At 63.8% G+C, this 25,692-nt stretch carries 22 protein-coding genes; 3 read left to right on the top strand and 19 right to left on the bottom strand.

The window, feature by feature from the left end; all coding sequences use genetic code 11:
* Nucleotides 1-101 precede the first annotated feature (101 nt).
* From CK227_RS18145 to CK227_RS18120, 6 genes are all read right to left on the bottom strand, one after another.
* Nucleotides 102-1,598, bottom strand: a complete 1,497-nt coding sequence (locus CK227_RS18145) for a sugar ABC transporter ATP-binding protein (protein ID WP_095773836.1) — start codon at nucleotides 1,596-1,598, stop codon at nucleotides 102-104.
* Entirely contained in the window at nucleotides 1,598-2,653 is a 1,056-nt protein-coding gene (locus CK227_RS18140) for a hypothetical protein (protein ID WP_095773835.1), read from the bottom strand. The genes CK227_RS18145 and CK227_RS18140 overlap by 1 nt, the downstream gene beginning before the upstream one ends.
* The gene (locus CK227_RS18135; protein WP_095773834.1) at nucleotides 2,650-4,773 is read right to left on the bottom strand and encodes an SMP-30/gluconolactonase/LRE family protein; all 2,124 of its coding nucleotides are present in this window, start codon (nucleotides 4,771-4,773) and stop codon (nucleotides 2,650-2,652) included. Before CK227_RS18135 ends, CK227_RS18140 begins: the two co-directional genes overlap by 4 nt.
* Before the next feature lie 75 nt (nucleotides 4,774-4,848).
* Nucleotides 4,849-5,874 carry a sugar ABC transporter substrate-binding protein gene (locus CK227_RS18130; RefSeq protein WP_095773833.1) on the bottom strand — a complete coding sequence of 342 codons (1,026 nt, stop codon included), beginning with the start codon at nucleotides 5,872-5,874 and terminating at the stop codon, nucleotides 4,849-4,851.
* An 87-nt stretch (nucleotides 5,875-5,961) separates the two neighbouring features.
* Nucleotides 5,962-6,948: an ABC transporter permease gene (locus CK227_RS18125; RefSeq protein ID WP_095773832.1), complete on the bottom strand. Its 987-nt coding sequence runs from the start codon at nucleotides 6,946-6,948 to the stop codon at nucleotides 5,962-5,964.
* Between the two features lie 271 nt (nucleotides 6,949-7,219).
* Nucleotides 7,220-8,653, bottom strand: coding sequence for a DHA2 family efflux MFS transporter permease subunit (locus CK227_RS18120; protein WP_095773831.1), 1,434 nt, complete (start codon nucleotides 8,651-8,653; stop codon nucleotides 7,220-7,222).
* A 119-nt stretch (nucleotides 8,654-8,772) separates the two neighbouring features.
* Between CK227_RS18120 and CK227_RS18115 the strand changes: the two genes are divergently transcribed.
* Nucleotides 8,773-9,774 carry an ornithine cyclodeaminase family protein gene (locus tag CK227_RS18115; protein ID WP_095773830.1) on the top strand — a complete coding sequence of 334 codons (1,002 nt, stop codon included), beginning with the start codon at nucleotides 8,773-8,775 and terminating at the stop codon, nucleotides 9,772-9,774.
* Nucleotides 9,771-11,279 (top strand): histidine ammonia-lyase, encoded by a 1,509-nt coding sequence (hutH, locus tag CK227_RS18110; RefSeq protein WP_095773829.1) that lies wholly within the window; start codon nucleotides 9,771-9,773, stop codon nucleotides 11,277-11,279. Before CK227_RS18115 ends, hutH begins: the two co-directional genes overlap by 4 nt.
* On the opposite strand, the gene CK227_RS18105 is transcribed toward hutH, so the two are convergent.
* From CK227_RS18105 to CK227_RS18055, 11 genes are all read right to left on the bottom strand, one after another.
* On the bottom strand, nucleotides 11,280-12,083 hold the full coding sequence (locus CK227_RS18105) for a 3-methyl-2-oxobutanoate hydroxymethyltransferase (protein ID WP_095773828.1): 804 nt from the start codon (nucleotides 12,081-12,083) through the stop codon (nucleotides 11,280-11,282). It lies immediately after the preceding gene.
* Nucleotides 12,084-12,123: 40 nt separating this feature from the next.
* Nucleotides 12,124-12,435, bottom strand: coding sequence for a MocE family 2Fe-2S type ferredoxin (locus CK227_RS18100; RefSeq protein WP_095773827.1), 312 nt, complete (start codon nucleotides 12,433-12,435; stop codon nucleotides 12,124-12,126).
* 27 nt (nucleotides 12,436-12,462) lie between these two features.
* Nucleotides 12,463-13,545 carry a fatty acid desaturase family protein gene (locus tag CK227_RS18095; protein ID WP_095774023.1) on the bottom strand — a complete coding sequence of 361 codons (1,083 nt, stop codon included), beginning with the start codon at nucleotides 13,543-13,545 and terminating at the stop codon, nucleotides 12,463-12,465.
* Between the two features lie 85 nt (nucleotides 13,546-13,630).
* Nucleotides 13,631-14,812, bottom strand: coding sequence for an aldose 1-epimerase family protein (locus CK227_RS18090; RefSeq protein WP_095773826.1), 1,182 nt, complete (start codon nucleotides 14,810-14,812; stop codon nucleotides 13,631-13,633).
* Between the two features lie 57 nt (nucleotides 14,813-14,869).
* On the bottom strand, nucleotides 14,870-15,784 hold the full coding sequence (locus tag CK227_RS18085) for a sugar phosphate isomerase/epimerase (RefSeq protein WP_095773825.1): 915 nt from the start codon (nucleotides 15,782-15,784) through the stop codon (nucleotides 14,870-14,872).
* Between the two features lie 56 nt (nucleotides 15,785-15,840).
* A complete protein-coding gene (locus CK227_RS18080; protein ID WP_095773824.1) occupies nucleotides 15,841-16,926 on the bottom strand; it encodes a Gfo/Idh/MocA family oxidoreductase in 1,086 nt (361 codons plus the stop codon).
* A gap of 35 nt (nucleotides 16,927-16,961) precedes the next feature.
* Nucleotides 16,962-18,023: an ABC transporter ATP-binding protein gene (locus CK227_RS18075; RefSeq protein WP_095773823.1), complete on the bottom strand. Its 1,062-nt coding sequence runs from the start codon at nucleotides 18,021-18,023 to the stop codon at nucleotides 16,962-16,964.
* A 1-nt stretch (nucleotide 18,024) separates the two neighbouring features.
* Entirely contained in the window at nucleotides 18,025-19,116 is a 1,092-nt protein-coding gene (locus CK227_RS18070) for an ABC transporter ATP-binding protein (protein WP_095773822.1), read from the bottom strand.
* The gene (locus tag CK227_RS18065; RefSeq protein WP_095773821.1) at nucleotides 19,113-20,072 is read right to left on the bottom strand and encodes a sugar ABC transporter permease; all 960 of its coding nucleotides are present in this window, start codon (nucleotides 20,070-20,072) and stop codon (nucleotides 19,113-19,115) included. The genes CK227_RS18070 and CK227_RS18065 overlap by 4 nt, the downstream gene beginning before the upstream one ends.
* Complete coding sequence (locus CK227_RS18060) at nucleotides 20,069-20,929, bottom strand: carbohydrate ABC transporter permease (RefSeq protein WP_095773820.1); 861 nt, start codon at nucleotides 20,927-20,929, stop codon at nucleotides 20,069-20,071. The genes CK227_RS18065 and CK227_RS18060 overlap by 4 nt, the downstream gene beginning before the upstream one ends.
* 81 nt (nucleotides 20,930-21,010) lie before the next feature.
* Nucleotides 21,011-22,624 (bottom strand): extracellular solute-binding protein, encoded by a 1,614-nt coding sequence (locus tag CK227_RS18055; RefSeq protein WP_095773819.1) that lies wholly within the window; start codon nucleotides 22,622-22,624, stop codon nucleotides 21,011-21,013.
* 336 nt (nucleotides 22,625-22,960) lie between these two features.
* Here CK227_RS18055 and CK227_RS18050 point away from each other — a divergent pair, with 336 nt between their 5' ends.
* Nucleotides 22,961-23,989, top strand: a complete 1,029-nt coding sequence (locus CK227_RS18050) for a LacI family DNA-binding transcriptional regulator (RefSeq protein WP_095774022.1) — start codon at nucleotides 22,961-22,963, stop codon at nucleotides 23,987-23,989.
* Between the two features lie 4 nt (nucleotides 23,990-23,993).
* Here CK227_RS18050 and CK227_RS18045 read toward each other — a convergent pair whose 3' ends face one another.
* The gene (locus CK227_RS18045) at nucleotides 23,994-24,443 is read right to left on the bottom strand and encodes a DUF126 domain-containing protein (RefSeq protein ID WP_095773818.1); all 450 of its coding nucleotides are present in this window, start codon (nucleotides 24,441-24,443) and stop codon (nucleotides 23,994-23,996) included.
* Entirely contained in the window at nucleotides 24,440-25,690 is a 1,251-nt protein-coding gene (locus tag CK227_RS18040; protein WP_095773817.1) for an aconitase X, read from the bottom strand. The genes CK227_RS18045 and CK227_RS18040 overlap by 4 nt, the downstream gene beginning before the upstream one ends.
* Nucleotides 25,691-25,692 lie beyond the last annotated feature (2 nt).

Raw genomic sequence — 25,692 nt, 5'->3', positions numbered from 1 at the left:
TCCTCGGGTCTGCGCCGCGTCGCTTCGCTCCTTGCTTTGCCCGTGGATGACGAAGGGACGGACGATTCGGCCAATTGTCAAAGTGCCCACCAGCCAGCATCCTAATGCACCGCCGCGTACATGATCTTCTCCTCCGTCGCCTCCGCCGGCGAAAACTCTTCGACGATGCGGCCCTGTCGGCACACCAGAATCCGGTCCGACAGGTTCATGATCTCCGGCAGGTAGGACGAGATGACGACGACGGCCAATCCCTCATCGGCCAGCCGATTGATGATCTGATGGATCTCGGCGATGGCGCCGACATCGACGCCACGCGTCGGCTCGTCGAAGATGACGATGCGCGGCTGCTGCACCAGCCCCTTGCCGATCACCACCTTCTGCTGGTTGCCGCCGGACAGTTCGACGACGCGGGCATTGTCGTTGATCGCCTTGATGTTGAGCGTCTTCGTCCATTCGGCGGAAAGCTGCCGCATCTCCTGCTGGTTGATCACCCAGGCCTTTTCGCGGCCTGCGGCGAGCAGCCCGCCGAACAGGTTCTCGGCAATGCCCATCGTCTCGAAGATGCCTTCGCTCTTGCGGTCCTCGGTGACGTAGACGATGCCGTCGGCCACCGCCTCGCTCGGCACGAGATAGCGCACAGGCCGATCGTCGAGCTCGATTGCGCCGCCGCGCAGAAAATCGCGCTTGTAGATGCCCGACACGATCTTGAAGGTCTCGGTGCGGCCGGAACCGATCAGCCCGAACACGCCGGTGATCTGGCCTTCGAAGATCGAGAAGGAATTGTTGCGCACGACATTGCTCATCGAAATGTCCTGCACCGACAGCACCTTCTTGCCGGCCTTGCGCAGTCTGGCCTCGTCGCGCTGACGGTAGATCTGCCCCGACAATGTGCGCCCGACCATGGCCGCGACGATCTTGTCGCGGTCGAAGGCCGACGTGTCGTCGGTGATGACCAGTTCGCCGTCGCGCAAAACGGTGATGCGATCGGCAATGGCAAGCGCCTCTTCCAGCGCGTGGCTGATGAAGACGATGGAGACGCCACTCGCCTTGAGCCGACGGATCAGCGCAAAGAAGTGGCGTTTTTCCTCCGGCGTCAGCGTCGCCGTCGGCTCGTCGAAAATGATGATCTCGGCATTGTGGTGGACAGCGCGCGCGATCTCGACCATCTGCCGCTTGGCCGCGCCCAGCGTCGCCACCATGGCGTTGGGATCGACGGGGAAATTCAGGGACTGCAGGAACTGCTGTGCTGAAATATACGTTCCGCGCAGCCGGTTGAGGAATTTCTCAGTGCCGAGATAGAGGTTTTGCGCCACCGTCATCGACGGCACCAGGCTGGTTTCCTGGAACACCATGGCGATGCCGGCCTCGAGAGCCGCGTGCGGCGACGCATAGGCGATCTCGCTGCCCTTGTGGAACATCTTGCCGGAGGTGGCGTCGACCACCCCTGCGATGATCTTGGTCAGCGTCGATTTGCCGGCGCCGTTCTCGCCGAGCAGCGCGTGGATCTCGCCCTTGCGCAAGTCGAAGCTGACATTCTTGACCGCGGACACGCCGCGATAGTTCTTGGTGACGTTCTCCAGACGGACGATCGGTTCCATCAAAAACCTCCCGAAGCGAGGTCGACAGCCAGAACGCGGTCGCCGCCCTTGGAGGCGATGAACAGCCGGCCGGCCTTTTCCGTCACGCTGCAGATGCCGTGGCGTGTGCCGTTGGCGCGGCTGTGCAGGCTGAATTGCGGCTGCATCTCTGCGTCGAGCCTGACCACCAGGCCGTAGGAGCGGCTCGGCGACCACGGCTTGTGGATGCCCATGGTGCGGATGCTGCCGCACTGCAGCGGCTCGAGGAAGCTGCGGTTGGAGGCCAGCGCCGGCGCGATCCAGTAGGCCGGCGGCACCTGGTCGATCATATCCTGCCGGTAGTGCGTTTCCTGCAGAACGAATTCGATCAGCCGGTTGCGTGGTGCAAACAGCGCCAGCCAGGCGCCGCCATCGCCGGCCGGAGAAAGCCGCGCGGGATAGCCGGGCAGATGCGTCAGCACGGTTGAACGGCTGCCCGCAGCGCCGTCGAAGCGGATGAGCTGATGGCGCCAGCTTTCGCTGACCAGCACGTCACTGCCGATTAGGTGGAGCCCATGGGGAAAGGCGAGATCGCCGGCCACCTTGCGGAATTCGCGGCCCGTCGCGTCGCGTTTCCAAAGCGAACCGGACGCACCCTTCTTCATCAGATCGGCCGCCCATTGCGAGGGCGCATGTTCGGCCGAACCATTGGCCAGCCACAGCGTGCCGTCTTCGGCATAGGCAAGTGCTGTGATGCAGCTGAGATCAGCCGGCAGCGAAAGCTCCTTGCCTGATACCAGCAGCTTGCCGCTTTCCAGTGCCACCGTGAGTTCGCCCGATGGCGACCCGGCCAGCGCCGTGATGGGCGACGGAAAGGTCTCGATCACCTTGGGCTCGGCTCCGGCGGCAAGCGAATAGACTGCGTTGCCGCTGGAGGCGAGCAGCCGATCACCGCAGGCCAGTAGATTGTCAGGCTCGCTCAGCTCGGCAAACGACGATGCATCGTCCAGCCGCGTGTTGGGCCGGAAAGCGCCATCCAGCGGTGGGATGGTGACCGCCTTGCCGCGAAACATGTCCAGGATCGGATCAAGGATCATGGCTTTGCTCCCCAATAGGAAGCCGGGCTGGTCCAGTTCGGATCGGCGCCTGAAATCCTGTAGCGGCCGACGCGGTTGTTGAGGATGCCGCCGACGAAGAGGTAGCCCTTGTGTTCGCGCATCGAGGTAACCATCGGATGCGCGGCGCCGGAAAGGTCGCCCAGCGCCTCGACGATGCCGCCCTTCTGGTTGAATTTCACCACGCCGCCGGTGTTGATGTTGGGAAACAGCCACTCGTCCTGCGGCAGCCGGCGCGTCATGCGCTTGCGCATGTCGGGATGGCGCAGCGACAGGTCGAAGCTCGGCGTGCGCATGCCGAGCCACGCCATCCAGTAATTGCCGTCGGAAGCGCGGTTGATGTTGTCGGGATAGCCCGGCATGTCGCGGATGACGCATTCGGCGGTGCCGGCCTTCGGCCCTTCCAGCCAGTAGCGATGCACGCGGCAGGCCCAGCTTTCGGCGAAGAACAGCGATTTGCCGTCATGCGCCATGCACACGCCGTTTGTGTAGCGGTAGCCGTCGAGCAGGGTCTTCGTCGACCCGTCCCTGGGGTCGTAGACCAGCAGCCGCCCGGTGGCGCGGTTCTCGATCGAGTCCAGCGCCCAATCATGGGCGTCGTAGCGCTTGGTCGAGTCGGTGAAATAAATGCGCCCGTCGGGAGCGATGTCGCAATCGTTGGGATCGCGCAGCCGCGCATCGTCGACGATCGAGGTCCAGGAGCGCGCGGTCTCGGCCGACAGGCGTTTTACTTCCCGCTGCGGCGAGACGGAATAGAGCCCCATGGCGCCAACGCAGCTGATCAGATTGCCTGACTTGTCGAAGGCCAGGCCCAGCGGGAAGCCGCCAATATGGGCGAACACTTCCGACCTGACATAGTCCGGCGCGAAGAAGCGGACGATCTCGCCATGGCGGGTGCCGCAATAGAGATGGTCGTCGCGGTCGAGGATGACATCCTCCGGCCCCTCCAGTTCGCCAAGCCCGATATGGTCGGCCGCCGACAGCCGGTTGTCGAGTTCGTAAGGCGTGCCGGAGCCCGGCACCGCCGACTGCGTCTCGCCCATTTTGAGGTAGACCGGCGCGACATAGACTTCGTTCAGCACCTTGTGGCGGTTCTTCAGCCAGCGGATGTCGATGGTCACCGCCACCGCCAGCATGATGCCGAGCACCATCTGGTTGGTGCCGGTGCCGTAGCCCAGTCGGATCAGCCCGTTGGTCATGGTCAAGACGATGATGGCGCCCATCAGTCCCTTGATCACCGAGCCGCGCCCGCCGCCCAGACTGACGCCGCCGACCACCGCCGCCGTCAGCGCCATGATTTCGAGGTTGAGGCCGGTGCCCGGCCCTGCCCCGCTCAGCCGGCAGGCGATGAGAAAGCCGCCGATCGAGGCGCAGAAGCCGGAGAAGACATAGGTCATGAACACGGTGCGGCGCACGCGGATACCGGCATTGTGCGCCGAGCGCCGGGAACCGCCGACCGCCAGCACATGCCAGCCGGGCCGCGACCGCATCAGCGCGATATGGGTGACGATGGCCAGGACAATGGCCAGCCAGACCGAGACAGAGAGCCCCCAAAAGGTGCTGTCGCCGATGAAGTCGAGCACATCCGAGGTGGCGGTCGAAAGCTGCACGTCGGCGGCATAGGTGGTGACGAAGATGTCGAATAGTGCCCGGCCGAAGATGAAGGTGACCAGCGTGGTGAGAAAGGCGCGCAGCCTGAGGTAGCCGACGAGGTAGCCGTTGATGCCGCCGAAGATCAGGCCGGTGGCGAGTGAGGCGGCCATTGCCAACCAGATCGACTGTTCGAGGATGAAGAAGACATAGACGGCGGAGAAACAGGACAGCGCGAAGATCGAGCCGACCGACAGATCGATGCCGCCGCCCAGCATCACCACCGTCATGCCGGTGACGACCATGGAGAACTCGCCAAGCTGGCGGGTCGATTCCTGCAGCGCATTCAGCTTGAAGAAGCCCGGAATGATCGAGCCGAAGGTCGCCAATGTCACCACCAGCGCCAGGAAGGGAATGGCGTTGTCGGTCCAGCGTTTGGTCAGGATCTCGCCGATCAGATGGTCGGGCACGAGATTGTAGCGCCAGGATTGGAGGCGTTCGCGAAAGGACATTGGCTGCCGCTGCTCAAGAGAAAGAGGTGGCCGAACTGATCCGGCCACCTCATGGAGTCTGTTCGACGGCGTGGCTTATTTCGCCGCCGCTTCGGCCTGCAGCGCCTTCAGATCCCAGCAGCTGTCGGGCTTGAGGTCGGCCTTGGTCGTCGCCTTCTCCAGCGTGTAGATGTAGGTGTGCGAGGTGCCGGCCGGCTGGCCGCTCTGCAGCAGGAACTTGATGATGGCGTTCATGTCGCCCGACTGGCGGGCAAGCTCGGTCATCACCACGGCGCCATAGGTGCCGTCGGCGAGCTTGTCGCAATCCGCGGCTTTTTCGCCACCGCCGGTGGTGACCAGGAACACCTTGCCGTCGAGCTTGGCGTCGCGGATCGCGGCGGATGCGCCGGTGGCGTCACCATCCCAGAAATCGATGATCGAGCAGATGTCCGGGTTCTGCTGCAGCATCGTCGTCGTCACGTTGCGCGAGGTCGTCGCGTCCCAGTTGGAGTCGGGCTTGGCCACCACCTTGAAGTCGGGATGCTTGTCCAGCACCTTCATGATGCCGGCATACTGGTAGAGGCTGGAAGAGTTCGCCTGGTCGCCCTGCACCAGGCCGATTTTCTTCGACGAGTTTTCGCCGCAGCCCTTGATCGCCGCTTCGGCCTCGAGCTGGCCCAGCCGGTCCCAATCGCTGCCGACGAAGGCGTCGGCCGGGAAGTTGGCGGGGTTGTCGACCAGAAGCACATAGGTGCCGGCGGCCTGCGCCTTCTTCATCAGCTTGGAATAGGAGTTGAGGTCCGGGGCGTGGATGATCAACACGTCGGGCCTGGTGTCCGACGAGATGGCGTCGGTGATCGCCTGCGCGCCGGCATCGACCACCCAGTTTGGATCGCGCGTCTCGAACGTGCCGCCCCAGGCCTCGACCTCCTTCTTCAGATAGTGCGCCCAGCCTTGTGCCAGATCGAAGCCCATCGCCAGCGGCACCAGCATGACGCGCTTGCCCTTGAGCGCCTGTGCGTAGGCCGCCGGACCCGGATCGTCGGCGGCGAAGGTCGGCGCCACGAAGGCGGTAACGGCGAGCGCCGTTGCGGCGGCCATAAGTGTCTTGATCAGTCTCATGTCACGTCCTCTGGTTCGGTTTTCATTGCCGGCCGATCGTCGCGATCGCGCCGGGTACCCCGAGCAAGATGGGCTAGCCCATCTGCTCTAAATGTCGCCTTGTTGTGCGGTCTGTTCGTCGCGCGGATTGATGATGCCGTCGACGATGATGGCCCCAAGCAGGATCGCCGCCTTGATCAGGTTCTGGTAGAGCAGCGGAATGTCGATGATGGTCATGGCGTTGAGCAGGATGCCGATCAGCGCCGCCCCCACCAGCACATTGCGCACCCCGCCCCTGCCGCCCGACAGGCCGATGCCGCCGATCACCGCCACCAGCACGATGTCGTAGAGCAGCGTCGAATTGACGACGCGGGTGTTGATCGAATGCAGGCTGGCCGCGGTCAGCAGGCCGGCGATCAGCGCGACGAAAGCGGAGAGCACGTAGCGCAGCACCAGCATCGGCCGCACCGGAATACCGATGTTGCGCGCGGCGACCGGATTGTCGCCGGCGAAATAGATGTAGCGGCCCCATTTGGTGTAGCGCAGGAACAGGAAGAACAGGAAAGCCAGCCCGGCGAAGACGAACACCTCGATCGGGATGTCGAGGAAGCGCAGGCCGCCAAGCAGCTCGACCCAATGGCCCTGCGGCACCGGCACGGCGTCCTGCGTGATCAGTTGCGAGCGCACATAGCCGAAGACGAAGGAGCCGGTCGCCAGCGTCACGAAGATCGCCGGCACGTCGGCATAGGCGACGAGAAAGCCGTTGAGCAGGCCGATGGCGAGCACGCCGGCCAGCACATAGGCGAAGGCCAGCCCGTCCGAGGTTCCGGTGTTGAGCAGTTGCAGATACCAGGCAACCGACATCGCCATGATCGCCACTGCCGACAGGTCGATGCCGCGGCCGATGATGACGACCGCCATGCCTAGCGCCAATATGCCCAACACCGACACCGACCTGACGATGGCGACGAGGTTGTTGGCGTCGATGAAGCCCGGCAGGCCGATGGCAGCTGCAACAAACAGCACCACTGCGATGGCAAAGACAATGCCTTCCTGATTCAGGCTCCTGAGATTTAGCCAGCCGATCGCATTCATGTCTGCATTCGCCCCGATGGCAGCGCTGCCATCCCGAAAGCAAAAGCTAATCGGCTCTGCGCTAGTTCGTCAAACGAATCCGCGTTCAGAACGCGGCCTTACGCCGAAATTCGCCGAGTGGACGCATCGATTGCCAAAACTGGCGCAATGCCCGGAAACTCCTGCATTTTTGGCAATCGATTTCGCCATCGCAGCCATTCGCGAAAGTGCCGCATCAAGGCGAAAGGATGAGGCGGAATTTATCTCCGCATCAGGCGAGAAAATCCGATTTTCAATTCCCCGGCGCGTGGCCGGAAACCTCGGCGCCCGCAGTTGGCGGCAGCACCAGAAAACGCAGCGCCGCCACCAGCCCGATGGCGCCGATCACGAAAAAGGCGATTCGAAAATCGACGAGGTCGAGCGACGGTTGCGCCCTGGCGATCTGCGACAGGTTGAGGATCGCCGCCGCCATGGCGACGCCGAACAGCATCGCCACCTGCTGCAGCATCGAGGACAACGTCGCCGCCGAGCTTCGCTGCGCGGCGTCGATATCGGCGAAGGCCAGCGTGTTGAGCGCGGTGAACTGCATCGAGCGCGACAGGCCGGCGATCAGCATCAGCGCCACCACCAGTGCCTGCGGCGTCTGCGGCGAGATCACCCCGCAAGCCATGATCGAGGCCGAGGCGATGATGCCGTTGACCACCATCACCGGGCGGAAACCGAAACGCCGCAGCGTCGGCGTCGTCACCGTCTTCATGCCGAGATTGCCGAGGAAATAGGCCAGGATCATCAGGCCGGCATCGACAGGCGAGAGGTCGAAGCCGAGCTGGAACAATAGCGGCAGCAGGAACGGCGTGGCGTTGATCGCCACCCGGAAGATGGTGCCAGCGGCAAGCGTCGAGATGGCGAAGGTCAACACCTTGAACGAGGAGAGGTCGAGCAGCGGATGCGGAGCGCGCCGCAGATGCCGCACCGCCAGCCAGCCGATGACGCCACCCGCCGTGATCAGCGCCGTGGTCTGCAGCACGCCATCCTCGGGATGCGCGATGCGCTCGAGACCGTAGAGCAGGCAGGCGAGCCCGAGCGACGTCAGGAAAAATCCCGGCCAGTCGAGCGGCTTCGGGTCCGCCTCGCGATCGCCCGGGATGAAGCGGGCGACCAGCGCCAACCCGATCAGCCCAAACGGGATGTTGATGAAGAAATTCCAGTGCCAGGATAGATAGGTGGTGATGAAGCCGCCAAGCACCGGACCGACCACCGGCGCGAACAGCGCCGGCCAGGTGATCAGCGCGGTGGCGTTGAGCAGCTCGGATTTCGACGCATTGCGCAGGACGAGAATGCGGCCCACCGGCGTCATCAGCGCGCTACCCAGCCCCTGCACGGCACGTGCGGCAACGAATTCGGTCAGATTTTGCGAGAAACCGCAGGCGAGCGAGGCCAGCGTGAACAGCGCGATGGCCAAGAGGAAAATGTTGCGCGCGCCGAAACGGTCGGCGAGCCAGCCCGACAGCGGCACGAACACCGCCATGGTCAGCATGTAGACGGTGATGCCGATGCTCATCGCCACCGCCGGCACGTCGAAAGACTGGCCCATCTGCGGCAGCGAGGTCGAGATGATCGTCGAATCCAGCAGTTGCATGAAGAAGGCGATGGCAACGATTAGCGCCACGCGCCGTGCATTGGTGGCCGTTTCCGGCAAGGTCTCGGTCTCGGGAATGGCAGTCATTTCGGTCCGGTTTGAACAGCATTTAGCCGGCGGCGTCCAGACACGGCGCAACAAACTTTCGTGTCGCGTCGCGGCCTGCTATGGGATGCGCGGGTGATCGAGGAAAGTGCGCGCGCAAAATGAAGCCCATCTATATCGACTATCTCAATGCCCTCGACATTGAAGCGCTTGCCATGACCGATGGCGAAGTCATCGCGGCAGTCGAGGCTGGCCTTGTCGCCCAGGGCAAGGGCCAGACGGTGATCGAGCCGCGCGTTCATCTCGAACCGGACCCATCCTTCCACGGCCATTTCAATGTCTTGCGCGGCTATGTGGCGCCGCTCGACACGGCGGGCGTGAAAATCGTCGGCGACTATGTCGACAACTATCTGCACGGCCTGCCCTCCGAATTCGGCATCCTCAATCTGTTCGATCCACGCACCGGCACGCCGCGCGCCATTCTCGACGCCACCGTCATTACCGACATGCGCACCGGTGCGGTCACCGCGATCGGCGCCAAGCATCTGGCGCGCAAGAATTCGAAGGTCCTGGCCCATGTCGGCGCGCGCGGCACCGCCTACTGGAACGTGCGGCTGCTCGACCATCTGTTCGACTTCGATGAAATCCGCGTCCATTCGCGCCGCCCGGAAAGCCGTGACGGCTTTGCCGCCAAGCTCTCCGCCCATCTCGGCAAGGCGGTCACGGCCGTAGCCGACTGGAAAAGCTGCGTCGAGGGCGCCGACATCGTCGTCGAGGCCTCACGGCTGCCGGAGCCACAACCGCTGCTCAAGACCGAATGGATCAAGCCCGGTGCGCTGGTCGTGCCCTATGGCACGATGAGCGCGGTGGAGCTGTCGCTGACCGACATCATGGAGAAGATGGTCGTCGACGATTGGGGCCAGTGCAAGGGCGGCAAGTTCGGCTCGCTACGCGTTCATGTCGAGACCGGGCGGCTCAGCGAGAAAACGCTGCATGCCGAGCTCGGCCAGATCGCCGCCGGCCTCAAGCCGGGCAGGCAGAGCGACGACGAGACCATCCTGTTCTGGCATCGCGGCCTGTCGCTCTCCGACATTGCGCTGGGCAAGGCGATGCTCGCCAAGGCAGGAGAAAGAGGCATCGGCCAGAGGCTGCGCTTCGCATGAGCGCGCTGGTCCTCACCGGAGCCGGCGTCAGCGTCGGTGATGTCGCCACCGTCGCCCGCCAGGCGCGCAAGGTAGAGATCGGACCCGACATCATCGGCCGGCTGGACAAGGCGCGAAAAGTGCTCGACCAGGCCGCCGCCTCAGGCCAGCAGATCTACGGCCTGAACACCGGGCTTGGCGCCAATCTTGGCACCTCCGTCGAAGGCGACGCCAGCGCCTTCCAGCGCCAGCTGCTGCACGGCCGCAGCGGCGCGGTCGGTGAAACTCTGCCGGTAGAGGCCGTGCGGGCCACCATGGTCGCCCGCGCCTCGATGCTGTCGGCCGGCGGCTCCGGCCTGTCGCCCATGGTCTTCGTTGCTCTGGTCGACGCGCTCAATGCCGGCGTCCATCCGGTGATGCCGTCGCTCGGCTCGATCGGCGCCGGCGACCTCGTGCCGATGACCGCGCTTGCTCGCCTGCTGATCGGCGAAGGCGAAGCCGACTATCAGGGCCGGCGTATGCCGGCGGCCAAGGCGCTGATAATGGCGCGCCTCGCCCCGATCAGCCTGGCGCCAAAAGATGGATTGTCGCTGATCAACGCCTCGGCCGTCTCCGCCGGCAGCGGCGCCCTCGCGATCACGGATGCGCTGTCGGCGCTCGCCCAGCAGCAGCAGGCCGGCGCGCTGACCATGGAAGGTTTTGGCGCCAACCGCACCATCCTCGATCCGCGCCTGCAGATGGCGCGGCCGGCGGCCGGACAGCAGGAGGCGGCGAAGGCCTTGCACGACCTTCTCGCCCGCGACGAGATGCCGGCGCCCACGACCATTCAGGACCCGTTGTCGATCCGCTGCATGCCGTCGATCCACGGCGCGCTGATCGAGGCAATCGGCCAGGCAAAGAGTGCTGTCGAGATCGAACTCAACGCCGCCGCCGACAACCCGCTGGTGATCGGCGACGATGAACTGGTGATGTCGACCGGCAATTTCCACACGGCCTCACTCTCGCTTGCCTTCGAGACGCTCGGCCTGGCCATCGCGCAATGCGCCGCCGCCAGCGTTGCCCGCTTCATCCAGCTCACCGGTTCGGGCCGCAACGGCTTGACCAAATATCTGTCGCCCATCGGCGGCGCCTCGGCCGGTTTCGTGCCGCTGCAGAAGACGGCGACATCGATCCTGGCCGCCATCCGCCACAAGGCCAATCCGGTGATGCTCGACTTCCTGCCCGTTTCGGAAGGCGTCGAGGACCATGCGACCCAGTCGCCCCTCGCCGTTTCGAAATGCGCCGGAATGATCGCGCTGTGGCGGCGGCTGATCGCCTTCGAATTGATGGCCGCCGCCCAGGCCGTCGACCTGCGTGAAGGGTTGACGCTGGCGCCGCGCACTGGCGCGATCTATGCGGCGGTGCGCGCGCATGTATCGATGCTGAAGGACGACCGGCCGCTGGGGATCGACGCCGAGGTGCTCCACGCCATGCTCACCGACGGAGCATGGCAAGGCGCTGCGGCGGTCAGCAAAGAAATCGAATAATCAGCTCTTTGCGTCTACCCTTTTCATGAACAGGCTGAGCTCGGCCGGGTCCATGCGCACGACGTGCCTGTCCTCGGGATAGGCGCCGCTGTTGACGTCGGCGACATATTCGGAGAACGCCGCCACCCGCTCCGCCTGCAGCCGGTCATACTCGGCGGCGAAATTGCGATAGACCTTGGAGTGACGCGGCATGTGGCCCCGGTTCTGGCCGAGAATGTCGTCGGCGAACAGATATTGCGCGTCGCAGCCGGTCCCCGCCCCCATCGACAGCATGATCAGCGAGGTGCGCTCGGAAATCGCCTTGGCCACCTCGACCGGCACCACTTCGATCTCGGCGCCGACAGCACCGGCGGCCTCCAGCTGTTTCACCGCCTCGAAAACCTGGATGGCTGTGTCGGCCGTCTTGCCGACCGCCTTGAAGCCGCCGGTCCAGGTGGCGCGCGACGGAATGAGGCCGACATGGCCGATGACGGGGATGGCATCGTCCGCCATGCGCTTGATGGTGGCGTAGCCGGCGCTGCAATAGACCGCGTCGGCGCTTGCCTTGTAGAGCCGGAAGGCCCAGCGCACGAAATCATCCGCCGTGCCGATCTCGAAGAAATTCTCGCCCGGCATGGTGAACAGGCTGGGCGCGGCATCGCGATATTGCGGGTTGAGCACCAATTCGGGTGGCACCGAGACGATATCGACCCCTGCCCGCTCGGCGGCCTCCGCCTCATCCAGGTTGAGCACGCGCAGCATGGTCAGCTGACGCTTGCCCTTCATCGCCCGCAGATCGGCGACGGTCGGTCTCTTTCGGCTCATTAAAGCGTCCCCTTTGTGATGCTGGATCGGTTGCCGCGCGTCAAATCTGGATCATCACCTTACCGGCCTCGATCTTCACCGGATAGGTCACGAGATTGACGCAGACCGGCGCGCCCTTGGCGGCACCTGTCTTGTAATTAAAGCGGCCATTGTGCTTGGGGCATTCGATGATGTCGTCCATCACCAACCCGTCGGCCAGATGCGCCTTCTCATGCGTGCAGTAGCCGTCGGTGGCGAAGAACTCGCCATCGGGCGAGCGGTAGACCGCGAAGGTGCGGCCGCCATGGTCGAAGCGGATGACATCCTCTTCCTCGACATCATCCACCGCGCACGCTTCAACCCAATCGGCCATCTCGGTCTCCTGCAAAATTCGCGATCGCTATTCGGCCGCAGCCGACATATCGACCTCGTGGAACTCGCCGCGATAGGGCCTGGCCGTCGGCGGCAGTTCGCGCTTGAGATAAGAATCCTCGTATTTCAGCTGCCTGAGCAGCACCGGCCAGACCTCGCGATAGGCATGCCACATCGACGGGTTCGGCTCCGGCAGGTCGTGTTTGATCAACTCATGCAGCCTGGGCAGCGCGTGATACGGCACCATCGGGAACATGTGATGTTCGACATGGTAGTTCATGTTCCAGTAGATGAAGCGGCTGATCGGGTTCATGTAGACGGTGCGGGTGTTGAGCCGGTGGTCGACGACATTGTCGGCCAGCCCAATATGCTGCAGCAGGCCGGTCGTCACCATGTGCCAGGTGCCGTAAAGGCGTGGCAGGCCGACCAGCACCAACGGGATCCATGACCCCAGCGCGATCGCGGAAGCGATCGTCGCAATGTACACGGCCATGTGCCAGCGGGCGGCGACGACAGCCTTGTGCTGTTCCATCTCGGGGATGTAGCTCTTCTCCTCCTCCGACAGGCTGCCGAAGGCCTGGCGCACCAGCGTCGGCAGCGAATAACGGAAATCGAGAATGCCGGTGAAGGCCAGCGCCGCCTTCAACAGGTCCGGCGGGCGCATGACCGCGATCTCGGCGTCGCGGCCGACGATGATGGTGTCGGTGTGGTGGCGGGCATGGCTCCAGCGCCATTGCACGGGATTGCGCATCAGCATGAAGGAGGCGATGTGGTAGACGACATCGTTCATCCAGCGCGTGCGGAAGGCCGTGCCATGGCCGCATTCGTGCCAGCGCGAGTCGCTCGACGAGCCGTAGAGCACGCCATAGACGAACAGGAACGGCACCACCCACCACGAGCCCCAGAACCAGACGATGCCAGCCGCCGAGCCGACGATGGCGGCGAGCCAGATGACGGTGTCGCGGATCGCCGGACCGTCCGAGCGCTGCATCAATTCCTTCATCGCCTTGCGCGGCACGTCGGTGTGATACCATTCAGCCGAGGCCAGGCCGGTCTCGATCGCCCTGCGCGTGCTTTCGCCGACCAGGCTGTAATCGCGCTTTTTTGCCATCGTCGTCACATCGACCTCCAATCGTCATGCACCGCTGGCAATCCGGTCCGCCGGCCGGAGGGCTTGCTTGGGACAAATGTTGCGCTCACGCCTTGCCCGCCAGGCTTGGGAAATTGCCGGAGGGCTGAGGATAATCCTGCTCGGGCTGGCGGGCGATGGCCGCGATCCTGCCTTCGGCCGCGGCAATCTCACCAGCACCGTCGAGCGCCCGGAACACTGTGTTATAGGCCCGGGCTTCGCCATGCTCCAGCCAGATCATCTCGCCGCGGTCGCGGGCGGCGAGATCGCCAAGCACATGATGGGTCGAAGGCTCGATGCCCAGCGCATACTGGCCGGCCTGGAAATTCTGCCATTGATAGGCGCAAGGCAATTGATCCTTGCGCGTCACCACTTCGAAGCCCAGGCCGAGCCGGTCGTTGACCACGGCAACAGGCACCTCGCCCTTTGCGTCGGCGCCCATCTCATGCTGCCACACCTGCTCGCTGAACCCCAATCGCGGTTCCGGCATGGTGCGGTAGCCGACCTTCTGCGCCTCGTAGCGCTCGCCGGCATGACCGGCCCACACCACGTCGCGGATTGGCGCCAGATAGCGCGAGCCCTGGTCGAGTAAGGGATGGCTGACATTGACATGGTAGAAATACATGTGCGGCGTGCGGTTGAAGCCATGGTTGACGACACGGTCGAAAAGCCGGACCTCGTTGCCGCCGACATCGGCCTCGATACGACGGATGAGATGCAGGTCCTCGCCGAACACGGCCGACTGCTGGACGATGCCTTCGGCCCACAGCACGCAGCGGTCGCCATCCCAGCTTTCGCCATAGCCGGTTAGCCGCGCCGGGATGGTGCCGACGCGACCGTGCAGCGAATGGATGATGGTTTTCTTGCCGGGGTAGTTGTAGTTTTCGGCCGGCACTTCTTCGCGGCCCAATATGTGGTCGAGGCCGCAGGTGACGAGCAGGCCGGAAAAGGAGCGCGCCCAGGCGAGCCCGCTTTCACCCTCATAGTCGTGCAGCCCGGGATGGCGGAAGCCGCTCGGGGAATGCCAGCCGATCGCCTGGCCCTTGAAGTCGCAATCGGCGATGTCGAGTGCGCGGTCGACCAGCGAGGTGAAGCGCAGGCCCGAGCCGGTGCGGAACTCCAACATGCGGATGCCGCGCTCCACGCCGTCGCCAAGCGTCATGAGCCGCACACCGGCGAATTGCGACAGCAGGCCGGAGCGCTCCGCTACCTGCCTTCGCGACAGCGTCTTGCCGTAAAGCTCTACCATGTCACGGCCGCTTCTTCACTGCACTGTCGTCCCTTCAATCGGCGGCACTAACGGCCTTCACAGACCGTTGGCGCGGAACTTCCCGTCGAGGAATTTCTTGGCGCGCGGCACGTCGTCTTCCGACAGATGCTCGATGATGACCGGGATGTTCGGGTGCTTTTCCGCCAGCCGCTTGAGGTAGAGGTCGTAGTTCAGCGAGCCGAGGCCAGGCGCCGGCAACTCGATCTCACCGACGCCCCGGAACGTGTGGCTTTCCATCGCATCGGCGTCGCCGATATCGGCGTGCTTCTCCGACTTGTCGTCGCCCGAGCGCTTGACGTCCTTGGCATGCGCGATCTTGATCTTGTCGGTCAGCGTGTCGAACACCTGGTTGAGGATCTGGTCCATCCTGTCGATGTTGTGCGTCTCGAAATAGTTGGTCGGGTCCATCAACAGGCCGAGGCCGGGATGGTCGACCTGCGCGAACATCTTCACCGTCTCCTCGACCGAGCCGACGACGTTGTTGACATAGGTTTCAAGCAGGAACACCGCGCCGTGGTCGTAAGCCGTCTGGGCGAGGTCCGCGATCACCTTGCGGCATTCCTCGAACCCCTCCTCGGTCTTGTTCTTGGGGTGATGCACCCAGTCGGACTCGGTGTTGTAGGTGCCGGTCTCCGAGATCACGTAAGGCGAGCCGAAATGGCGAGCGTTGCGGATGATCTCCTTGAGATAGCCCACGCGCTTGTCGCGCTCCGCTTTGTCGGGATGGATGATGTTGGTGTAGCCCGACACGCAGCAGACCGGCAAGTTGTGGTCGCGGAAAACATCACGCACCTTCTTGGCCTTGTCCTTGGTGATCTGCCCGGCCGACAGGTCGACATCCTTGAAGTGGAGGTCGAGCTGCACCGTGTTGAAACCAAGACCGCGGATCTTCTTCGCCGTCTCTTCGAGGCTGTACGGGAAATAGCCCGTAAAAATGCCTGCCTGCATCATGATCTTGAATTCCTCCCTGTAAGCGATTCAATTATCTGGTGTTTCAGTTGCGGTGATCAGATAGCGATTTCGGAAAGCTTGACCGTGCGCCTCGATGCCATCGAGCGGTAGCCTGCCTCGACGAGCGCCATGGTCTTGACGTTGTCGGCGACGGACAGCGCCGGCGGCGTACCGGTCTTCACCGCGTGCTGCAGTTGCTCCATGACGCCGATAAAGGCATGCGGGAACCACATCGTCTCCCAGCTTGGGCTGACCCATTCGCCGCCAGTGGTCTCGGCCGAAGCATAGGTCAACGTCGAGGCAGCGCCCGTCGGCCAGCCGATCGTGCCCTTGGCGACACCCTTGGTGCCATCGACGCGCCAGTTGATGTGCTGGTCGTCCTTGTAGCCTTCCTGGCGCGGACCGGACCAGACATCCTCCAGCGAAACCGCGAGCACGCCGGACGGGAAACGCAGCGTCGAGACGGTGATGCCATCCAAATGGTCGAATGTCGTGCGTGGGTCTTTCCGCGTGACTGTCGTGATCTCATCGGGATCGCCGAACAGGAAACGCAGCACGTCGAGATGGTGCACGCTCATATTGGCGAGGGTCAACCGGTCGTAATCCTCGAGAAACGTTTGCCAGTGCGGGATCGCGTGCATGTCGATCTGCGCGAAGACGATGTCGCCCAGCGCGCCGCTGTCGATAATCTGCTTCAGGACGCGCATCGACTGGTCGTAGCGCATGTTCTGATTGACCGAGAGGACCTTGCCGGCCTTCGCCGCCTCGTCGCGCAGCTTGACGGCTTCCTCGACCGACAGCGCCAAGGGCTTCTGCGCCAGGATCGCCTTGATGTGCTTCTGCTTCAGCGCGTGGCGAATCAGCGCCGGCTGCAGGTCGGGCGGAAAGGCCAGGTCGATGATCTCGACGTTTGCATTCTCGATCAGCTGTTCCGGCGTGTCGTGCACGGTCGGGATCCCCCAGCGCGTGGCGACCTTTTGCGCATTCGGCCGCGTGCGCGAGGCGATCGCAACGACCGGAAACCCGGCCTCCTTGTAGGCGGCAAGATGGCACTCGGCCATGATCATGCCGGCGCCGACGCAGCCGATCCTGTATTCTTTCGTGCGGATCTTCACATCCGGCTCGAAGCCTTTGCCTGCCATGTCTTCCTCCCGAAATTCTGTCCTCGCGGCTGCAATCATCTCACCAGCGCGCCTCCGCTTTGCCCGAAATAATGCACGCGGGCGGGCTCGCAGAAAATCGCCACCATGGCGTCGGGCTTGATGTCGGGCTGGCCGCGCAACAGCGCCTTCAGCCGCGCCTGCCCGGCGGCGAGTGTCACGACGGTGTAACCACCAAGCGGCTCGACCTCGAACACCCGCGCCGGCCGGCCCTGGCCGCCATCCGCCCACGGCCTGACCTTGATATCCTCCGGCCTGAGCCCAATCTCGACGGCATCAACGGGGGCAGCCTTGTCGGCAATCCGGATTGTGCCTTCGGCGGCTTCGACGCCGCCCTCGCCCCGTGCGGATTTCAGTATATTCATCATGGGCGAACCGAGCAGCCGCGCCACATAGGTGCTCGCCGGACGGTCATAGATCTCGGCGGGCGCGCCGATCTGCCTGATCTTGCCATTGTCCAGTATGGCGATGCGGTCGGCGATCGACATCGCCTCTTCCTGGTCGTGGGTGACATAGATCAGCGTCTTGCCGAGCTCGCGCTGGATGCGCTTCAGCTCGACACGCGTCTCCTCGCGCAGCCGCGCATCGAGCGCCGAGATCGGGTCGTCCATCAGATAGGCGTTCGGGTCGCGCACAAGCGCACGCGCGATCGCCACGCGCTGCCGCTCGCCGCCCGAGAGCTGCGCCGGCGGCTTGTGCAGGATGTGGCCGATATGCAGCTTGGCCGCGACATCGGCCACCCGCCTTTCGATCTCGGCCTCGGCGACTTTGCGCGCGACCAGCGGGAAGCGGACATTGTCGCGCGCGCTCATATGCGGGAACAGCGCGAGGTTCTGGAACACCATCGCCACATTGCGATCGGCCGGCGACACCGCGTTGACCGGTCTGCCGCCGATCAGGATTTCGCCGGCGTCCGGCCTCTCCAGTCCAAGCACCAGGCGCAGGATCGTCGACTTGCCGGACAGTGGCGGCCCGAAGAAGCAGAAGAATTCGTTATCGTTGACGATGAACGAGGCATCGTCGACAGCGAGTGTGTTGCCGTAGCGCTTGGTCACATTGCGAAAAACGATGTCAGCCATCTCAACCCGCCTTCATCGCAACGCCGGAAGCCGCATCGAAGATGCGCACGGACGAAGCCGCCGGCGCGACGACCGCGGTTTGTCCGATCGACAGCCCGACATCATTGTCGAACACCGCCTTCACGGCGCCATCGCCTTGGCCTAGATGGACGATGGTGCGCGCACCGATGCGCTCGACAAAGGTGACCGGCATGGCGAGCCCATGCCCGTCTTGCGCCAAAGCCACCTGCTCCGGCCGGAAGCCGTAGAGCACGTCGCCACATGCACCGCGCAAGTATGCCGCCAATTCCTCCGGCAACGGCGGCGTGATGCCCAGCAGCCCGAGATCGATGACAAGGCCCCGATCGCTCTCCGCCGGCTTACCGTGGAGCAGGTTCATGCCCGGCGCGCCGATGAAGCGAGCGACGAAGACATTGGCCGGATTGTTGTAGACTTCGAGCGGCGTGCCGACCTGCTGCAGGACACCATGATCCATGACGGCGATACGATCGGCCATCGTCATCGCTTCGAGCTGGTCGTGGGTGACATAGACCATGGTCTGCCTGAACTGGCGCTGCAGCTGCTTCAGCTCGGTGCGCATGACAGAGCGGAAGGCCGCGTCGACATTGGAGAGCGGCTCGTCGAGCAGGAAGATCGCCGGCTCCATGATCGCCGAACGGCCGATCGCGACGCGCTGCAATATGTTGACGGACAGCCGGTCGGCCTTGCGGTCGAGCAGCGCCGTCAGTTGCAGCAGCTCGCCGATGGCGCCGACGCGGCGGTCGATCTCGGCTTTGGCGGCGCCCCGCATTCTCGGCCCATAGGCCAGGTTCTGGCGCACCGTCATATGGGTGAAGATGGCATAGTTCTGGAACACGAAGCCGACGCCACGCCGTCCCATCGGCACGCCGGCCATATCGCGCTTGCCAAACAGGATCCTGCCGCTGGTCGGCTCCTCCATGCCGGCGATCATGTTCATCGTCGTCGACTTGCCGCAACCGGATGGCCCGAGCAGCGCCATGAACTCGCCGTCTGCTATGTCGAGGTCCATGGTCTTCAGCGCAGTGAAGTCGCCGAATGTCTTGGTGAGGTTGCGCAGCTGGATCGCGCTCATGCCGCCACCTGCCTTGCCCGCGCCATACGCTTGATGGCGAACACGGCGACGATGGAGAGCACAATCAGGATGGCCAGCGCGATCGCCGCGACATAGCCCCAGATCAGGTCCTGCGTGGTGACCTTGTAGATGTAGACGGAGATCGTTTCGGTCGCGACGCCAGGGCCGCCGCCGGTCATGATGTAGAGCGTGTCGAATATCTTGAAGTTCTCGATCACGCGGATCGCCAGCGCGATGATGATGATGGTCTTCATCTTCGGCAGCGCGATGGTGACGAAGCGCTGCCATGGGTTGGCGCCAAGCAGCGTTGCCGCCTTGATCTGGTCCTCCGGCACGCCGACCAGGCCGGCAAGCAGGATGAGGAACATCAGCGGTGTCCACTGCCAGATATCGGCGATCATCACCGCGATCAGCGCAAGCGTGGGTTCCGACAGCCAGGCGATGGTGACTGATGTGCCCGTGATGGCGGACAGGATGTCGTTCACCGGGCCGCCTGACTGGAACAGCATGAAGAACATGTAGCCGGCCACCGCCGGCACCACCATCATCGGCATCAGCAGGATCGAATAGAAGATGCGCTTGCCGGGAAAATCGTCCGCGAACAGTGTTGCCAGTCCTAGGCCGAGCAGGAACTCCGCCGGCACGCAGACGATCATGACGAGCGCCGTGCGCTTCAGTGCGCTCCAGAAGCGGGCGTCGGCGGCAAGGTCGGTGTAGTTGGCGAAACTGTTCCACATCTCCCAGGCATTCCACCAGCCGAGGCCCGAAAGCGGCGACCAGTCGGTGACGCTGATGTAGAGCTGCATCAAGAGCGGAAAGGCCGAGATGAACAGCACCAGGATCTGCGCCGGCAGCGTCAGCCGGAAGCCCAGTCGCGCGCCCTCGTCGCGCAGGGCCGGCTTCGCACGGGCGGCACCCATTTCGTCCTCCGAAACAGTCACGGTCGCCGCGCTCATTGCTTGAGCGCCCCAAAGGTCAGCCCGCGCACCAGATGGCGCTGGATGGCGATGCCCATGATAACCGGCGGCACGGCGGCGATCAGGCCGAGCGCTGCCTTGGCGCCATAGAGCTGGCCGGTCATCGAGGACGATAGCGAAGCCATATAGACCGGGATCGTCACCCATTCGCGCGTCGTCAAAAGCAGCGCGATCAGATAGTCCGACCAATTGAGGATGAAGACAAACAGGGCAGCGCTAGCGAGCGGCGCGCGCATCATCGGCAGCGTGATGCGGGTGAAGACGCGCAGCCGCGAGCAGCCCTCGACCAGCGCCGCCTCCTCGATCTCGCGCGGCATGTCGTCGAAGAAGGTCTTCATCAGCCAGAAGGCGAACGGCAAGGTGACGATGCCGTAGATCAGCGCCAGTCCCCACCAGCTGTCGGTAAAATTCAGGAAGGCCCACATGATCATCACCGGGATCATCACCGCCATCGGCGGAAACAACCGCAACTGGATCAGCGCCAGCGGCAGGTTCTGCCCCGAGCCGAAGCGCGACAGGCCATAAGCAGCAGCCGTGCCCGCCGACATGGCGATGGCCGTGCCGAACACCGCCGACAGCAGCGACGACAGGATCGGTTTCAGCGCCGTGCGGTCGAGCGCCACGATCAGGCTGTTGGTGGATTCGCCGAAGACGAACTGGAAATTGCTGAGTGTCGGGTTCTTCGGCCACCATCTCAGGTCGGCTCCGGTCGCCGACCATTCGGCGATCGGCTTGAAGGCCATTGACACCATCCACAGGATCGGCACCAGCGTCACCGCCATCGCCGCGAGGATCGCGGCATAACGAAATATCTCGAAAGGTACGGAACGCTTCATCTGGCTGCTTTTGCTGGTGGCGTTGAGTGCGGAGGGGAAGAGCTTTCGCCCCTCCCCTCCGGCTCGATCCAGGGATACGGATCAGCTGATCGGATCGAGAACGGTCGGCCAGGCCTCCTTGTTGGTCCTGATGGCTTCGAGCAATTTGTCCTCGCCGATGCGCCGGGCGATCTTCTTCCACTCGGTCTCGGTGTCGGCCATTGCCTGTTCAGCGGTCTTGGCCTTGGTCAGCGAGGCCATGAGGTTTTCGTCCAGCGCATTGTGGAAGGCGGTGGCGCCGGGATAGTTGATGGTCGGCACCGTGCGGGCGACCGTCTCGCGCACCACGTCCATGTGGTAGGCGTGGTAGGTCTGCCGCACCAGCGGATCGGAGAAATCCGACAGCCGGAACGGATCCAGATAACCGCCGGGATTGGCGCTCATCCAGGCGTAGATGCGGGCGGAGCCTAGCCATTGCAGCAGAAGGTAGGCGACCTCCTGGTTTTTCGACTGCGACGAGACCATGCCGGTCAGCGAGAACCACAGAACGGAGCGGCTGATCAGCTTGCCGTCGATCTCGCGGCCGGGCGGCAGCATCGAGCCGATCTTGCCGGTGACAGCCGAATCCTTGTTACCGGGATTGTCGAGGAATTTCGGCAGGTTGGAAAAGGCACAGGTCATCGCCGCACCGCCCTTGGCAAAATTGCCGTACTGCTCCGGCCAGCCCCACGAGATCGCATCCGGCGAGTGATGGGCGAGCGAGCCGACATATTCGTTGGTGGCGGCGATGCCATGCTCGGAATTGATCAGCGGCTTGCCGTCGTCACCGAACAGGAACTGGTTGGGCGAAGCCATCGAAACATAGCGCTGGTACCAGTTGGTATAGCCCCAGCCCTGGTTGCGCAGGTCGGTCGAGCCGAACAGGCCCTTGTCCGGGCGCTGGAAGAAGGCGGCGATGTCGCCATGCTGCTTCCAGGTCTTTGGCGGCGCCAGATCGTAGCCGTATTTGTCCTTGAACGCCTTCTGCTCGACTGCGTCGCCGAACAGGTCGCTGCGGTAGACCCAGGTCTGGAAGTCGCCGTCCAGCGACACGCCATAGTTCGACCCGCGATATTTGTTGAGCAGTGATACGCCCTTGGCTCCGTCGACATAGCCGGTCTTGGGATCATCCCACTCGGGCTTGTACTGGGCAACGAAGTCGTCGAGCTTGGCGATGCCGCCGGTCTCGGCGAGATCGCCGAGGCGGTTCCATTCGGTCGAGTAAATGTCATAGGCCCCACCCTTGGTGGAGATATCCTGCATCGTCTTGGTGAATTCCTGGCCGTTCGGCAGGCCGACGATCTCGATCGGAATGCCGGTTTCCTTTTCCCACAGTTCCTTGATCGACGGCGCGCCGGCGGGGAAAGGCTGCGTGAGCTGGCCGATCGAGCCGTCCGACAGGCCGAGCACGATCTTGGCAGGTGCCTTGCCCGCGCCCTTCAGCGACTTGGCCGCCTCGATGGCACGGCCTTCCGGCGTGTCGGCGCCGTATTGGTAACGCTCGGCGCCCTCGAAGCCGGTCGGGCCGCCGATCATGCCAGGCGCCAGCGCGTCGGCCGCAAAGGCGCGGCCGGGACGAATGAATTGCGGCGCGATACCGGCCGCTGCCACGAACGCCGCCAACTTTCCTCCGGACGCCAGCAATCGGCGCCGCGATATGCGGATCAGATCAGACATTGGAATTCCTCCCTCAGGGCTCCATGTTTCCTCCACGAGCCCATGAGGGATATTGACGGCAGGATCGGAAGACTGTCAACATCATAAATAATCAAAACACCTCATAACATCGCAATGAGGCGAGGAAATGCGTCGTACCAAGGTCCACATACCACTCCTGATGCCTCGATTTGATGGGAAATGTGCCTTCCCATTCCGGAATAGCCGTGCCGGGCGACCTGATTTAGCCCGACGGCTTGCGCATCGGCCAAGGCCGGATACATCATTTCCCATCAGAATCGCCGACGGCAGACAGTCGGCATTGCGTGATCCTGATGCGTTGAGGAGATGAAAGACGTGCGTTCCACCCTGACCGACATAGCCCGGGAAGCCGGCGTTTCCGCCGCCACCGTCGATCGCGTGCTCAACAACCGTCCCGGCGTGCGGACGCGCACACGCGAGATCGTGCTCGAAATGGCGCAGCGTCTCGGTTACATAGCCGAAGGCCCGAACGGAGCAGCGCCCCGGCCCTCGCCCGGCGAGGTCATCCGGCTCGACTTCGCGCTGCCGGCCGGCACCAATTCCTTCATCAAGATGCTGCACCGACACATCGAGGCGCAGGCCTTGGCGCGCCCGGATCTCGATGTCCACATCGCCACCATAGAGGGTTTCAACCCCGACCGGCTCGCCCGCCTGCTGCAGGAATTGCGCGGACAGACGCAAGGCGTCGGCGTCATCGCGCTCGACCATCCGACGGTGCGTGAGGCGATCCGCTCGCTGTCGGCCAACGACGTCAAGGTGGTGACCATCGCCTCCGACATCCTGCATGTGCCGAGGGTCGCGTATATCGGCATCGACAACCGCGCCGCCGGGCGGCTGGCCGGCTATCTGCTCAACCGTTTCATGGGGCCGGAGCGCCCCGGCAAGGTGGCGCTGTTCGCAGGCTCGCTTTCCTATCGCGGCCATGAGGAACGCGAGATGGGATTCCGGCACATATTGACCGAGGAATCCCCCAATCTCGAGATCGTCGAGATGCGCGAAATGCTCGATGATCGCGAAAAGGCTTATTCTGAAGCATCAGCACTGCTGGACCGGCACCCCGATCTCGCCGCGATCTACAATGTCGGCGCCGGCAACACCGGCATCGCCCGCGCGCTCAAGGAACGCGGCCGTGCGCAATCGATGGTCTTCCTCGGCCATGAGGTGACGGACGGCACCAAGGACCTTCTGCTCGACGGCACGCTGGATGCGGTCATCGACCAGAACCCGCGCGTCGAGGCGCGTGAGGCGCTCAACACTCTGACCCAGGCGGTCCGGGGACTACCCTATGAGCTGCACCAGCCAAGGCTGCAGGTGATCTTCAAGGAAAACATCCCGGAGATTTGAGCGGCTAGCTTTCTGTTTTAGCCCTTATGACCGCCTGGCCATCCGTGCCAGTGCGGATGGCTAACCGATCACAGGAAACGATCCCGCCAATATCACACACCACCAGCGGCATACTTTTCCCGTACAGAAACTCCGCTACGATCGCCCCCACCGCCAGGATCGGATCCGGCCGCTCCAGAAGAATGCCAGCCGGCGCCGTACCCCGGCGGATCGCTTCGGCCAGGACGGAGGATGAGGAGGATGACCCTCGCCCGCTTGGCATGACCAGTATCCTGCCGGCGACATTCTGGCCCAATCCAGGATGCGAATGGTCGATGATTTCCCCCGTCTCGGCGTCGATGCCACCCCAGAAACTGAGCGGCTGTGAGAACACCAAAGCCGGGCCATCGGCCTCACCGGCGAGTTGAAAAGTGCCCAGCCGATCGACGGCGTCCTTTACAACGGGTTGCGTCATGAGGCACCCCGCACGACATGTCCGGCCGCTGCGGAGCGGATGCAATCCCTCATCTCGGCAAAGGCGACGGTCACGCCGATATTGCCCGGCGCGTAATGCGCCCATTTGCCGGAATTGGTCATCACCACGCCGTCGAGCCGCTCGAGGATGGAGGTGACATAGGTGCACGTGTCGGCGACCGGGATCAGGCCGAATGCCTCCATGCCGGCCAGCGCGCCTTCCTCCTGCAACCGCGTCAGCGTCGCGCGTCCGGTGTTGACATAGATCGGGATGCCCTTGCCCGGCGCTGCCTCGCGCAGCATCGGCAACAGGCGCGTCCACTCCTCGTGCGAGAAATGCGGCGTGCCCAGCGACACTGCGGCAAGCGGCGCCCCGTCGGCCACTCCGGACAATCTGGACAACGCATGATCGATATCTGCCCGGGTGATGCGGATCGTCTCATCCGGCGCGTGGCCGTGAAACGCTTCGTCGAGCATGTTGGCCTCCGGCGTGATGCCGACCGCATGGAACAACGCCACGGCACCGGTCGTCGCGGCCGCCGCGCCAAGCGCCTTGAGCTGATCCTCGTCGCGCGGCCGCGGCAGGCCGGCAATGACCGGAATGCGGTCGCCACTGACTTGTCCGACGATCAGCCCGACGCCGACGAACAGGCTGTCGCTCGGTTCGGCTTCAACGATGTCCAGCTCGAACAGGATGCGGCCGCGCCGGTTTTCGCTGAGATGCAGGCCCCAGGCCGGTGCGCGCCCGGTCATGGCGCAGCACAAATCGATGAAGTCGCCATAGCGGTTGGTGCGCGCGCCGATCACCGAATTGGCGAAGACGATGGCATTGGATTCGCCCCAGGCGATCTGTTGGCCGAATTCAGGCCGGAACCGGGTCTGGTAGGGCGCGCAAGTGAAGGTCGCCTGGCAGCCAAGCTCCAGATGCGCCTTCATCAGCCGCCGCGCCGGCACCTCTTCCGCCGCCGGCATCTTCACCATGCCCGGATGGATGAGGTCGAACGAGCCGACATTGAGCGTCGTCGGCACCTGCACGCGCCCGCCGCCCTCGACCAGCCGTTCGACGAAATCCAGCCCGGCCTTGCCGTGATAGAGACAGCCGTCGATATGGGCACCGCTGATGTCGAGCAGGCCGCATGCGCCGATGGCGTTGGAGAACGCGACGAGGATTTTCATGGCGGCGGCTGCCGACGGGCCTTGCTCGCCGTCGAGCATGGATCGGTCACGCGCCATCAATTCCAGCGTCATCG

Source organism: Mesorhizobium sp. WSM4308 (genome assembly GCF_002294905.1).
Lineage (GTDB): Bacteria > Pseudomonadota > Alphaproteobacteria > Rhizobiales > Rhizobiaceae > Mesorhizobium.
This window is presented reverse-complemented; position numbering and strand designations above follow the sequence as displayed.